The organism is Blautia sp. TM10-2 (genome assembly GCF_003480845.1).
GTDB lineage: Bacteria > Bacillota > Clostridia > Lachnospirales > Lachnospiraceae > Fusicatenibacter > Fusicatenibacter saccharivorans.
This window is the reverse complement of sequence record NZ_QUJZ01000020.1, coordinates 68623-82574: the sequence shown is the minus strand read 5'-3', so window position 1 is coordinate 82574 and position 13952 is coordinate 68623. Positions and strand designations below refer to the sequence as shown.

Sequence of the window (13952 nt, the reverse complement as noted above, 5' to 3'; positions counted from 1 at the left end):
AGCTGACTGTTACTAATCGGTCGAGGGCTTGACCTGAATGGTTGTGTTCACAAAAAATGGAATGATAGATGTGTAGTGTATGCGGTTTTGAAGGTATATCGGAAAAACCATCGGAGAGATCCGATGGTTTTTTACTGTTAAAAAATAAAAGAAAGAGCGCTGCTAATGAGAAAAAATACTCATTAACAGCGCTTTTCATTTCACAGAAAAAGCAGTATTATGGGGTTAGAAGAGTCTAACACAAAACAGACTCTTACACACTCAGGAAAAAAGATGCAGGGAGGAAAGTTATGTTTCTTGAGATTAATAACCTGAAGAAGAGTTTTGGAACCGGTGAAAGCCGTGTGGAGGTCTTAAAGGAAATTCAGTTTTCTGTGGAAAAAGGTGAAATCTGTGTTCTCCTCGGTCCATCCGGTTCCGGTAAATCGACACTGTTGAATATTATCGGCGGAATCGACGAGGCGGACAGCGGTTCGATCGTGATTGAAGGCGAAAAAATTGAGGATATGAATGAAAAAACGCTGACACGGTATAGACGAAAACATTTAGGATACGTTTTCCAGATGTACAATCTGATTCCAAACCTGACGGTGAAAGAAAATATGGAAGTTGGCGCATACTTAAGCGATCATCCGCTCGACATCAACGATCTGTTAAAGACACTGGGGCTCTATGACCACCGCGACAAGCTGCCGAACCAGCTCTCTGGCGGTCAGCAGCAGCGTACTTCAATCGGAAGAGCTATCATCAAAAATCCAAGCATTCTGCTCTGTGATGAGCCGACAGGTGCACTCGATTACCATACTTCAAAAGAAATTTTGAAGCTGATCGAGGACGTCAATCAGAAGTACGGCAACACCGTCATCATGGTAACACACAATGATGCGATCAAAAACATGGCGGACCGCGTGATTCGTCTGCGCGACGGCCAGATCCGTAAAAACTACGTCAATGAGACCAAAATCGCCGCCGGCGATCTGGACTGGTAAAGCGGGGTGGAAGTATGAAAAATCCATTACGAAAACGCCTGCTGCGGGAACTGAAGAACGATATTGGAAAATATCTCGTTATTTTTCTGTTTATGACGGCGACGATTGGCTTTGTGTCCGGTTTTCTCGTTGCGGATGAGAGCATGCTGTATGCTTACGATGAAAGCTTTGAAAAATACAACGTGGAAAACGGAAATTTTACAACAGAACAGAAGCTCACCGACAACCAGAGAACACGGCTGGAAAAAGAGAAGGTAACGATTTACGAGAATTTCTATAAAGACGAAGATGCCGACACGGATCTGGATTCGGAACCAGAGAGCACGATCCGTCTTTTTAAAAACAGAACAGAGGTCAATCTGGTCTGCCTGATGAAAGGCGAAATGCCGCAGCAGAAGGATGAAATTGCAATTGACCGTATGTATGCGGACAATAATGACCTGCAGGTCGGTGATGTGATCTCGGTTGATAAAAAAGAACTGACGGTTACCGGTCTTGTGGCACTTTCGGATTACAGTGCGCTGTTCAGCAATTCGAGTGACATGATGTTCGATGCGGTTAAATTCGGTGTGGGAATCATGACCGAAGAAGGGTATGATGCCATTACCGATGACCATATCAAATACTGCTATTCCTGGAAATATGATACGGAACCGAAAGATGAAAACGAGGAAAAAGAATGGTCCGATGATTTCGTCGAGGTTCTGGCGGCTCATTCCTCGCTGACGGGTTATCTGCCGCGCTACGGCAATCAGGCAATCAAATTTACCGGCGACGATATGGGCGGTGACAAGGTGATGGTGGAGGTACTGCTGTACATCCTGATTGCCATCATGGCGTTCATTTTTGCAGTTACGACAAACAATACGATTGTAAAAGAAGCGTCGGTGATCGGAACGCTGCGCGCATCCGGCTATACGAGACGGGAACTTCTGCTGCATTATCTGTCCCTGCCGGTACTGATTACGATTTTGTCGGCGGTGATTGGAAATATTCTGGGATACACCGTGTTTAAAGATATCTGCGCCGGTATGTATTATGGAAGCTACAGTCTGCCGACATATCAGACGCGGTGGAATGCCAATGCATTTCTGCTCACGACCGTAATTCCGGCAATTCTGATGTTTGTGATCAACGCGGTGCTGATTTCCGGCCGTCTGCGTCTGTCACCGCTGCGTTTTCTGCGCCACGATTTTGCAAAGAAAGGAAAAAGCCATGCGGTGCGTCTTCCGAACTTCCGGTTCTTCTCGCGGTTTCGTCTGCGGATCCTGCTGCAGAACAAATCGAGTTACTTTACCCTGTTTCTCGGTATCGTATTTGCCAATATTCTGTTGCTGTTCGGTATGATGATGAAACCGCTGCTGTCACATTACCAGACGGAGGCGGTGGAAAATATGCTGGCAGATTACCAGTATATTTTAAATGTTCCGGATCCGATCGATGAGGATGATGAGTACACGCTGATGGGAATTGTGCAGAAACTTCTGACGCCATCGCTGAAGACAAATACGGAAGGCGTGGAAACGTTTGCTCTTACATCGCTGAAAAATATTCCGAAAAACCGGGAGGGCGAGAGCATTTCGGTATATGGAATTCAGAAAGACAGCAAATATGTTTCCGCTGAACTGTTTGAGGACGGCGTGACGATTTCCGACGGTTATGCCGAAAAATATGGAATGAAAGTCGGCGATACACTGGAACTGAAAGAGCCATATGAGGACAAAACGTACAGCTTTGAAGTAAAAAGCATTTATGCCTACCCGGGAGCCCTTGCGGTATTTCTGCAGATGGATGTCTTCTGCGAGGAATTCGATCATCCAGAGGACTACTTTAACGGCTATTTCTCTAACGAGCCGATCACGGACCTGGAGGAATCGTATATCGCGACGAAAATTACGGAAGATGATATGACAAAGATTTCACGGCAGCTCAATGTGTCGATGGGAGAAATGTTCCAGCTGATCAATGTTTTCTCGATTGTACTGTTCATGCTGCTGATTTATCTGCTGACGAAGCTGATCATCGAGAAGAATACGACTTCGATTTCGATGGTAAAGATTCTCGGCTACGAGAACAGGGAAATTTTGAGTCTGTATTTGACGGCGACAACCTGGGTTGTGATCGTCTCAATCGGTGTCAGCCTGATCATTGCCTCCGCGCTGATCCGCCAGATTTATGTCATTATGCTTTCCGAGTACAGCGGCTGGCTGACATACTATATTGATCCGGCAATTTACGGAAAAATGTATCTGATGGGCCTTGCGGCGTATGCTGTTATCGCTGTGCTGCAGTTCCGCCACATCCAAAAGATTCCGATGGACGAGGCACTGAAAAATGTAGAATAAAAAAAGTTACAGGAGAAATCTTGACAAGCCCGGGCAAAGTGTGGTATATTGCTCTCAAACTTGGTGTGGATTTTTCAACTTGTAATAAAGTTCTTTTCGCCACGCAATTATCGAAAGCAGATAATTGCGTGGCTTTTTTTGTGGCAATGGAGCAAAGTCCGTGCCTGCACGTAAGCCCACCAACAGAAAAGATCACAAATGGAGGTAATAATGAACGAAAACTTTATGAAAGAAAAGCCAGTATTTCCACTGCTGGTTTCGATGGCGCTTCCAATGGTAATCTCGATGCTGGTCAATTCCTTATATAACATTGTGGACAGCTTCTTTGTCGCACAGATCAGCGAAGATGCCATGACGGCGCTCTCCCTGGTTTATCCGGTACAGAATTTTGTAAATGCCGTTGCCATCGGTTTTGGAATCGGACTGAATGCGGTGATTTCGTATTATCTGGGAGCGGGTGACAAAAAGGCAGCCGGCTGTGCTGCAACACAGGGCCTTGCCCTTACCATGCTGCATGCGGTTATTTTAACGATCGGAAGCCTTCTGGTCATCGAGCGTTTCCTGCGGATGTTTTCTTCTTCCGAAACTGTCATCGATCTTGGTGTCCGGTATTCACGGATTATCTTTCTGTTTACCATAGCAATCATGGCAAACCTTTACTTTGAAAAGGTTTTTCAGGCAGTCGGCCGGATGAAAGTGACGATGACCGGTATGATGGTCGGCTGTATTGTCAACATCATTCTGGATCCGCTCATTATTTTCGGAATCGGACCGTTCCCGCGTCTTGGAATTGAGGGTGCGGCGCTTGCAACCGGCATCGGTCAGGTGACACCGGTCGTGATTTACTGGATCATTTACAAGATCCGCCCGATTTCGGTCAAAATCCATCCGGAATATTTAAAAGAAGGAAAAAATCTGGTCGGAAGACTGTATGCGATCGGCGTCCCGGCGATCCTGAACCTGGCGCTGCCGTCTCTTCTGATTTCCGCACTGAATGGAATCCTGGCCGTGTATTCCCAGAGCTACGTTGTCGTGCTCGGCATTTACTACAAGCTGCAGACGTTCATCTATCTGACAGCAAACGGCATTGTACAGGGCATGCGCCCGATTATCGGCTTCAACTACGGCGCAGGCGAGCATAAGCGTGTGCGGAAGATTTATGAGATCACCCTGATTATGTGTGCGGTGATCATGCTTATTGGAACCGGCATCTGCCTTGCCATTCCGGAACAGCTGATCGGACTGTTCAGCAGCAATCCGGAGACCATCCGTCTTGGCGGACAGGCACTGACACGCATCAGCGCGGGCTTTTTGATTTCGGCAGTTTCCATCACATCCTCCGGTGCGCTGGAGGGACTCGGAAAAGGTGGATCTTCCCTGATCATTTCCCTCTGCCGAAATGTCATTGTCATTCTCCCGGCAGCTTACCTGCTGTCCCATCTGGGAGGCGGCGTTTTCGTATGGCACGCCTTCTGGATCACAGAGGTCATTTCCGCAGCGGTTTCTCTTGTGGTATACCGCCGCGCAGTACGAAGATAAAAAATATAAGAAGAAAAGAAAAGCGGCCTCTTGTGGAAGGCGGCTTTTCTTTTTATAATAGATAATACAGACGTAAGAATTAAGTAAAGATTTTTTTGAATATTCATGGTACCATTACGGTAGTTAAAAACAGAGAGGATGGAAACGACGTGGAAGAAACAAATATTTTAGTTGTGGATGATGAAAAAGAAATCGCGGATCTGCTGGAAATTTATCTGATCAGCGATGGATTTCAGGTATTAAAAGCGTACAGTGCAAAAGAGGGACTCCGCATTCTGGAGGAGAAAAAAATCGACCTGGTGCTGCTCGATGTGATGATGCCGGATATGGACGGTATTGCGATGTGCCGCCGCATCCGGGAGACGAACAACATTCCGATCATCATGGTAAGTGCCAAAACGCAGGATATCGACAAGATCGTCGGTCTGTCAACGGGAGCAGACGATTACGTGGCAAAACCGTTCAATCCGCTGGAGCTGATGGCGCGTGTAAAATCCCAGCTCCGCCGCTACCGCGAACTGAATCCGTCGAAGCCGCACGAGCGCCAGGAAGTGATTTCCTTAAAGCATCTGGAAATCAACAAGGTAACCCATCAGGTTGTCTGCTACGGAGAAAGCATCAAGCTGACACCGATCGAATTTGATATTCTGTATCTGCTGGCCTCCAACCCGGGCCGCGTGTTCGGTACAGACGAAATTTTCGAGCGCGTCTGGCATGAAAAATTCTATGAGGCGAACAACACGGTTATGGTACATATCCGCCGTCTGCGCGGAAAAATGAAAGACGACACAAGAGAAGATAAGATTATTACAACAGTCTGGGGAGTGGGATACAAAATTGAAGCCTGATTTTATAAAAAACTTCAGCCAGAGGATGGTCTTTGATCTGATTGTAAGTGCACTTGTCACGGTGCTTGTAGTGACGCTTACCGACGGGATTCTGACCTTTTTCGGCAATGGACTGATGAACATCGGTTACCGGAGCGCCTGGATCGGACCGGGAGGCCTCCGCCCATCGGTGCGGACGATGATTCTGACGGCGGCTGCGCTGCTTTCGTTCTGCCTGACCTTTTATTTCCTGATGCGCGAAACCATCCGATACATTGGGAAGATTCTGGAAAAGGTAAAGGAGATATCAGCAGGGGATTTTGATCATCCGATCGAGGTAAAGGGAAATGACGAGTTTTCTGTGATGGCGGAGAACTTAAATACGATGCAGCAGAATATCAAGGAAATTATGGAACGGGAACGGATCGCGGAGCATACGAAAAACGATCTCGTCTCATCCGTGGCACATGACCTCCGTACGCCGCTGACTTCGATTATCGGCTATCTCGGCTGGGTGCGCACGCGGACGGATCTGGATGAGGAGACGAGAAATCATTATATCGATATTGCCTATCAGAAAGCACTCCGTCTGGAGCAGCTCACGAACGAACTGTTTGGATTCGTCAAGCTGGAGCACAAAGAGATGCAGCTGCATCTCGGAAAACTTGATCTGGTGCAGCTGATGGAGCAGATGCTCGACGAGATGACGCCGTCTTTTGTGAAAAATGAGCTTCAGGTGGAATTTCTGCATGCGGAACATGCGATTTTTCTCGAGGCGGACGGTGAGCTGCTGGCACGGCTCTTTGGAAATCTGCTGAACAATGCTGTCAAATACGGAAAAGAGGGAAAACAGATCCGCGTCTCAATGGAAAAAGAGGGCGAATATGTGGTCACGCGTGTCATTAACTACGGACGGATCATTCCAAAACAGGAACTGGATCATATTTTCCAGAAATTTTACCGGACAGAGCAGTCGAGGAGCCGCGATACCGGCGGGACGGGACTTGGACTTGCGATTGTACAGCAGATTGCGGAACTGCATCACGGACAGGTGCGGGTAAAAAGTGATCTGCAGGGAACCGTCTTTGAGGTGGAACTGCCGGTCGGAATGCCAAAGGGGAAGAAAGAGGACGAAAAGCGATGAACAGGAAAAGAAGAAGCAAAATCTGCTGTCTGTCCGGTATTTTGCTGCTGATTCTGCTTCTGGCGGGAGTTCAGAGGGTGTCTGCGATGACAACGCGGACAGAACTTTATCAGAACACGCCGTCGGATGGCGGAAGAAGCGACGGGAAAGAAAAGCAGCTTCTTGCCAACAGCTACGCAGGGGAATACCAGATTGATTTTTCTTATGGATTCGAAGGAAACTATCAGGATGGGAATCACGTACCGATTCGTGTGACAATCACAAATGAGAGCGCTGTTGAATTTGAAGGATACTTTGTTTTTCAGATAAAAAACGCCGCGGAATCGATTTACCGCAGAAACAGTGGAGAAGGCATTCTCTCAAAACTGTTTTTGGGGGTCAAGCGGTCGGGCGATGGAAGAAACAGCCTTTTTACGTACCGTTTTCCAATCTATATTCCGGCGAACGGAACCGTTACAAAGACTTTTTCGGCAGGGCTTCTGGTGGAAAATACGTCTTTTTGTGTCCTGTGCCTGGAGAACAGCCAGAGGGACACGGTGTACAGTCGGGAAGAAACGATTTCGAGTGAAGGCTTCTTCCAGTCCAAGGTGGAAGTCTGCGTTGTGGAAGAAGAAACTAATTACGGGCAGCAGCTGAATGGAGTTACGCTGAACGACGGGATTTATGAGGTGGAAGCTGCATCTGTCCGGGCAGAGGAGCTTGTCGGGCTTGCGGAGTCGTATTCGCCGGATGTGCTGATCCTTCTGGAGCAGTCAAAAGAAGAACTGGATGAGACAATCCAGAAAGAAATTGATCTCTGGCAGGCAGAGGGAGGTCTTCTGATTACCTTTTCGGGAAACGAGACATTTGCGGAAAGCCAGCGCAGTGCGTTTAAAGAAGCGCCGGTAGATTTTCTGAAAAATATTCTGGACGAAGAGACCACCAGCCGCCTTCTGGCAAAACGAAATACGAATTATCAGAAATACTATACGATTTCCGATCTTCTGGAAAACACTAGGATCCGGAACCGTCCGAATACGGTGCTGTACGGCGGCCTGATTCTGGTCTATCTGGTTCTGGCAGGGCCGGGATTGTATTTCTTTTTGAAAAAAACAGGAAAACGTCAGTATCTCTGGGGGGCGATCTGTGCCTGCTCGGCCGTCTTTGTTATGCTGATCAGTCTGTTTGGCCAGAGCACGAGGCTCAAGGCCCCGGTGCTGACGTATGTAAGAGAAATCTGGCAGTACGATACATACCAGAAAGATTACATTAATTTCTGTGCACAGGCGCCGTACAATGCTTCCTATGAGCTGTATCTGGATCCGTCCTACGATCTGGTGACGTACAACCGTATGGACTATATGTCCAACAGCACGGCACAGCCGGAAACGGAGGATGCGGAATATGAAAAGACGGAGATCAGTTTCGGAGAACAGAAAAACAGGGCAGAAATTTCCAATCAGGCTGCATTTGCCCTGAATGAGTTCGGCATGCAGCGGATGGAAACGCTGGACGAAGGCGAAGGACTGAAAGGCACGTTTCATTTCTGGGATCAGAAGATCAGCGGAACCGTGGAAAATAAGACAGGCTATGATCTGGAGAGCTGTGTGATCGCCGTTCCAGGTTACTGTGCCCTCATTGGAGACATCAAAAACGGGGAGACGATCACGCTGGATGGAATAGAAGCGGACAGCGTGCGGGATTTCGGAAATTGGAGTGCGGCAGAAGATCTGCCGGAGATAGAGAAAAATTATCTGGACGGCGTCATCTATAATCACATGCCGAACCGGAGTGACAACTGCCTTTTCTTTGGAAAGCTGGCAGGCAATGACGATACGTTCCAGCTTGACAGCGGATACGAAGCGTATGGAATCTCGTATTACTATCAGGAAGTGTTTGTGGACATGAAAGAGGCCGGCGTTGTGTACTGTCCGTATGCGCAGGAGTACAGCGGATGGGACGGCGGAAACACGGTAAGCTTTGAAATGGGACCGAATTCCGGCGGAATCTCGGAAGAGGAAACAGAAGTAACGTATTATCTGAACGGTGTCTTTGAAAACAACAACATCTGGTGTCTGTATGGAATGTATGCTAAAGGCGTGATGCAGCCGGATTCCGAGGGAATCTATGATCCTGCATTCTGGCCGTATGCGATGACGGCGTTAGAAGATAAGATCCAGGCGGCAGAAACCGGCGGGGGAGGAAAACGGGGAACCATTCTTTCGCTTGCTTTCGAGAAAGCCCGCACGGAGGATGGGACCAAGATCCGGAATTTCAATGGAATCATTGAGCTGTACAATTTTCAGACGGGAACGTATGATGAAATTTCCGACTGGGAGATCGATTTTGCGAGTGATCCGGCGCTGGAGGCGCAGTATGTGAATGCGGACAACCAGATCCGTGTGCGGTACCGTCTTTCCGAAGAGGAAAAGGGAGAAGAGTATCATGAAAATTATGGATACTATGAGGCACCGAATCTGATCGTAAAGGCGAAAGAGATCCCACCGGAGCAATATCTGGAGAACCTGTTAGCGGAGGAGCCAAATGCCGATACTGAAAATTGAGAAACTGACCAAAAAATACGGAAAAACATATGCCCTGAACGGTCTTGATATGGAAGTAAAAAAAGGCGATATTTACGGCTTTGTCGGACCGAACGGTGCGGGAAAAACAACGACGCTGCGCATTATTTCAGGGCTTTTAAAGAGCGACGGCGGCGATCTGTGGCTGGACGGCGTGCGGACGACAAAAAATATTCTGAAGCAGAAAAGCCTGATCGGCTTTGTGCCTGATTTCTTTGGCGTTTATGAAAACTTAAACGTGATAGAGTATCTGGAATTTTTTGCCGCATCGTATGGAATTTACGGGCGGGCAGGAACCGTCCGTGCGCGGGAAGTGCTGGAGATGGTCGAACTATCGGGAAAAGAGGAGCAGATGGTGGATTCGCTCTCAAGGGGCATACAGCAGCGGCTCTGTCTGGCGCGCGCGATGATCCATAAACCGAAGCTTCTGGTGCTGGACGAACCGAATTCCGGTCTGGATCCGCGTTCGAGAAAGGATTTTCAGCTTCTCCTGCAGCGATTGGCGCGGGAGGATTATACGATTCTGATCAGCTCCCATATTCTTTCGGAATTAGCAGATCTGTGCACCAGCATCGGTGTCATCAACGGAGGTGTCATGGTACAGCAGGGAAAGCTGGAAAACATTATGCTTGCGGTCGACAGCTCCAATCCGCTGCGCATCACTGTGCTGAACCAGGTGCCAAAGGCGCTGGAACTATTGCGGCAGGATCCGCAGGTCAGCCGCCTTTCTGTGGATGAAAACAAGATTGCGGCCTGGTTTTCGGGAAGCCGGGAGGAGGAGGCGTATCTGCTGCAGAAACTGGTGGATGCCGGAATCCTTGTGGTTTCATTTGCACGGGAACACAACAGCCTGGAGTCCCTGTTCTTTCATCTGACCGGGGAAACGGAACAGAAGAGCCGAAACACAGAAACGTTCGGAAACACGATCGGATAAGGAGGGAACGAAACGTGCGGTTAAATCCTGTATTTGAAAAAGAAATGAAGCGGAACTCGCGGTCATCGCGGATTTCCTGGATTATTTTTGTCTGCAATCTGCTGCTTGCCGTGGTTGCGTTTGTCTGCTATTTCGGGGAGAGCAGCCAGCTTGGCTATCTGGCACCGGTCAGCTACAGCGTTCCGATGAACTGCTATATTCTGATGACGTATCTTCTGTTTATTCTCGTTGTCCTTTCGGTTCCGGCGGTTGCGGGAGGAAGCATTTCGCTGGAGCGTGAGAAAAAAACGCTGGATGTGCTGCTGACGACGAACCTGAACCCGTGGAGAATCATTACGGGAAAGCTGGAGGCATCGCTTGGCGTTGTTCTGATACTGACGGTTTCGGCACTGCCGGTGCTGTCCCTTGTTGTGGTGTTCGGCGGTATCGGCCTTGGCGGACTGCTTCTGATGGCGGGAGGCCTTCTTCTGACCGGGATTTTTGTCGGCAGTATCGGCATTTTCTGTTCGGTTGTTTTTAAGCGGACCACACTGGCGACCGTTCTTTCCTATGTCATTGTCGTTTTTCTGGTCGTAGGAATATGCGCCTGCACGGGGCTTGCCTACTACGCAGGACTGCTGCAGCAGGAGATGACGGCAGCTTATCAGCAGATTGATGTAGGAGGTGTAATTTACCTTCTTCTTTTCAATCCGTTTACCTCGTTTGCGGGGATCATCAGCCGCCAGCTTGGGAATGGAAGAGAGATGGAACAGCTCTGCTATCTGCTTGGAAATTACGGACAGAATCCGCTGATCCATTATCTGCCGGAGGCGAGTGCCGTTCTGCAGCTTCTGATATCAGCCGTTCTTCTTGTGACGGCGGGAAGAAAGCTGAATCCATTAAATAAATAACAGGAGTAAAAGAGAAGATGAAACCATTTTGTTTTAGCCTTTCCGGAATTTATGAGTCCGAAGGATATGCCTGGGAGCAGGCGGGAAAGATCTGGGATCTAAGAGAGCTCCGGGGAACTGACGGTTATCTCGATCCAGAGACGGAGCAGTTTCTGGAAGCGGAACTTGGCCGAAAAAAAGAAACGAAAGAGCTGCCGCGGATCCGCCTTCTGGATTCCGGCAATTATCACTATATGAGCAAATTGCTGCTGGGACTTGAAAAAGAAGATTTGTTTTTAGCCGTATTCGACCACCATACCGATATGCAGCCGCCGGCGCTTCTTCCGGTGCTCTCCTGCGGTTCCTGGATCCGGGATGCTGCCGGGGCGTATCAAAACATCAAAGGAATCTGTGTGATCGGCCCGCCGGAGGCGTCGGTGCGGGAGACAGAAGCGATGGAGCATGTCTGGTTTGTGACACAGGAAGAGCTCGACGACGGAAGCGGAGCGGCGAAGATCAAAGAGATTTTTGCATCCCATGCGGGAACATTTCCGGTATATCTGTCGGTCGATAAGGACATTCTGTCAAAGGAGGAGCTTGATACGAACTGGGATCAGGGAAATGTGCGTGTGGATGAGCTGCTGTCCCTTGCAAAGGACTGTCTTGCGGGGAGAAAGGTGCTCGCGGTCGATCTCTGCGGAGAGCCGTCGGCGAACGCGCCGGAGGCGGAGTGCAGCGCGGCAAGTCTGGTAAACCAGAAGCTGTACGGCGCGCTTGCGGCAAAAATCGAAGATTGACAAAGTCTGGGCAAAAGAGTATCATAAATTCATACCCAGACGGGGTATATAGAGTGACGGAACACAAGGAGGAAACCTCATGGGTGAATGTTGTACACACTGCAGTGAATGCGACCGGAAAAAAGTGCGGGACGAAAAAGAATACAAAGATCTGATCCACCGTCTTTCGAGAATTGAAGGCCAGGTGCGCGGAATACGGGAAATGGTGGAGAGCGACCGCTACTGCGTCGATATCCTGACCCAGGTATCCGCGATCCAGTCTGCATTAAACAGCTTCAACAAGGTACTGCTTTCCAGCCACATCAAATCCTGCGTTGTGGAGGATATCCGGCAGGGAAAAGAAGGCGCCGTGGATGAGCTCTGTAAAACCATCCAGAAGCTGATGAAATAAGAAGGAGAAGAAGAAAATGAAAGCATATGAAAGATTACTGAATTATGTTAAAGTGCCGACACCGAGCAATGAGAAGAGCGGAACCCATCCGTCTTCCGAGTGTCAGAGAGTCCTGGCAGACCAGCTTGCAGAAGAAATGAAAGCGCTCGGTGTATCGGATGTCCGTGTAGAGGATAAATGCTACGTCTATGGAAAAATTCCGGCAACAAAAGGATACGAAGGAAAGACAAAACTGGGATTTATCGCACACATGGATACGGTATCTGATTTTGCAGATCATGCGGTAAATCCGATCGTACATGAAAATTATGACGGAAAGGATCTGAAGCTGGCTGACAGCGGAAGAACACTGGAGGTTTCGGTATTCCCGCATCTTCCATCCCTGGCCGGCAGAACGCTGATCACAAGCGATGGAACAACGGTGCTCGGTGCAGACGACAAGGCGGGCGTGGCAGAGATTATGACACTGGCAGAAGCCCTTCTTGCCGGAGAAATCCCGCACGGTCCGATTTCCATCGGATTTACACCGGATGAGGAGATCGGTGAAGGCCCTGACTTTTTTGATGTTCCAGGCTTTGACGCGGAGTTTGCCTATACCGTGGACGGCGGCACAGAGGGAGAAATCGAATTCGAAAACTTCAATGCAGCCGGAGCGAAATTCACGGTGACCGGATTTAACATCCACCCAGGCGGAGCAAAAGACACGATGATCAATGCAATCGCTGTTGCAAGCGAGATCCAGTCTCTTCTGCCGGAAGCAGAGTCCCCGAGAAATACCGAAGGATATGAAGGCTTCTATCATCTGACCAGTATGTCCGGCGATGTGGCACATGCCGAGTCCGAGTACATCATCCGTGATCACGATGCAGAGAAATTTGCAGCAAAAGAAGAGAATCTGCGCCGGATTGAAAAAGCAATGAATGAAAAATACGGCGAGGGAACGGTAAAACTGGAGATCAAAGAGCAGTACCGCAACATGGCTGAGAAGATCCGTCCTTGCTACCATCTGATTGAGAATGCCGAAGAGGCAGCCAGAAGAGCCGGCATGGAGCCGATTGTTCTTCCGATCCGCGGCGGCACAGACGGCGCACGCTTAAGCTTCATGGGTCTGCCGTGCCCGAACATCGGAACCGGCGGATATGCATGCCATGGACCGTATGAGCACATTACCGTTGAGGGGATGGAAAAGACGATGGCAATGCTGAAAGAACTGGTTAAGATCTACGCAGAATAAAAGAGTTGTCAGAAAAAAGGAAAAGTCCGGCAGAAAACTGCCGGGCTTTTTTACTGGCGTTTATGATAGGAAGAAAAAAATCAGCACAGCAAAAAACGGAGCCATGCAGGCTCCGTTTAAAAGCAGTTCGTAGGGGAATCGAACCCCTGTTTTCGCCGTGAGAGGGCGACGTCTTAGCCTCTTGACCAACGAACCATATGATATAGAACAGAATTTTTAAAAGAGAAGGAACTCTGTGAAACCTTCAACAGTTCGTAGGGGAATCGAACCCCTGTTTTCGCCGTGAGAGGGCGACGTCTTAGCCTCTTGACCAACGAACCAT

The 13952-nt window shown here is 48.8% G+C and carries 11 protein-coding genes and 2 tRNA genes; 11 read left to right on the top strand and 2 right to left on the bottom strand.

Features of this window, described 5'->3' with window-relative positions; genetic code table 11:
- Positions 1-290 precede the first annotated feature (290 nt).
- From DXD92_RS17395 to pepT, 11 genes are all read left to right on the top strand, one after another.
- Positions 291-989: an ABC transporter ATP-binding protein gene (locus DXD92_RS17395; RefSeq protein ID WP_117802463.1), complete on the top strand. Its 699-nt coding sequence runs from the start codon at positions 291-293 to the stop codon at positions 987-989.
- A gap of 14 nt (positions 990-1003) precedes the next feature.
- Positions 1004-3334 (top strand): ABC transporter permease, encoded by a 2331-nt coding sequence (locus tag DXD92_RS17390; protein WP_118594571.1) that lies wholly within the window; start codon positions 1004-1006, stop codon positions 3332-3334.
- Between the two features lie 210 nt (positions 3335-3544).
- Positions 3545-4873, top strand: coding sequence for an MATE family efflux transporter (locus DXD92_RS17385; RefSeq protein ID WP_118594570.1), 1329 nt, complete (start codon positions 3545-3547; stop codon positions 4871-4873).
- A 149-nt stretch (positions 4874-5022) separates the two neighbouring features.
- Entirely contained in the window at positions 5023-5721 is a 699-nt protein-coding gene (locus DXD92_RS17380; RefSeq protein ID WP_022462401.1) for a response regulator transcription factor, read from the top strand.
- Entirely contained in the window at positions 5711-6844 is a 1134-nt protein-coding gene (locus DXD92_RS17375) for a sensor histidine kinase (protein WP_055228565.1), read from the top strand. Before DXD92_RS17380 ends, DXD92_RS17375 begins: the two co-directional genes overlap by 11 nt.
- A complete protein-coding gene (locus DXD92_RS17370) occupies positions 6841-9387 on the top strand; it encodes a hypothetical protein (RefSeq protein ID WP_118594569.1) in 2547 nt (848 codons plus the stop codon). Before DXD92_RS17375 ends, DXD92_RS17370 begins: the two co-directional genes overlap by 4 nt.
- Complete coding sequence (locus DXD92_RS17365; protein ID WP_118594582.1) at positions 9374-10339, top strand: ABC transporter ATP-binding protein; 966 nt, start codon at positions 9374-9376, stop codon at positions 10337-10339. Before DXD92_RS17370 ends, DXD92_RS17365 begins: the two co-directional genes overlap by 14 nt.
- 14 nt (positions 10340-10353) lie before the next feature.
- On the top strand, positions 10354-11229 hold the full coding sequence (locus DXD92_RS17360) for an ABC transporter permease (protein ID WP_055217680.1): 876 nt from the start codon (positions 10354-10356) through the stop codon (positions 11227-11229).
- 17 nt (positions 11230-11246) lie between these two features.
- Complete coding sequence (locus tag DXD92_RS17355; RefSeq protein WP_055228568.1) at positions 11247-12005, top strand: arginase family protein; 759 nt, start codon at positions 11247-11249, stop codon at positions 12003-12005.
- Positions 12006-12084: 79 nt separating this feature from the next.
- On the top strand, positions 12085-12396 hold the full coding sequence (locus tag DXD92_RS17350; RefSeq protein WP_022463104.1) for a metal-sensing transcriptional repressor: 312 nt from the start codon (positions 12085-12087) through the stop codon (positions 12394-12396).
- A gap of 16 nt (positions 12397-12412) precedes the next feature.
- Positions 12413-13630 (top strand): peptidase T, encoded by a 1218-nt coding sequence (gene pepT / locus DXD92_RS17345; RefSeq protein WP_055217684.1) that lies wholly within the window; start codon positions 12413-12415, stop codon positions 13628-13630.
- Positions 13631-13753: 123 nt separating this feature from the next.
- On the opposite strand, the gene DXD92_RS17340 is transcribed toward pepT, so the two are convergent.
- Both DXD92_RS17340 and DXD92_RS17335 read right to left on the bottom strand, forming a co-directional pair.
- Positions 13754-13825, bottom strand: a tRNA-Glu gene (locus DXD92_RS17340).
- Between the two features lie 53 nt (positions 13826-13878).
- Positions 13879-13950, bottom strand: a tRNA-Glu gene (locus DXD92_RS17335).
- Positions 13951-13952 lie beyond the last annotated feature (2 nt).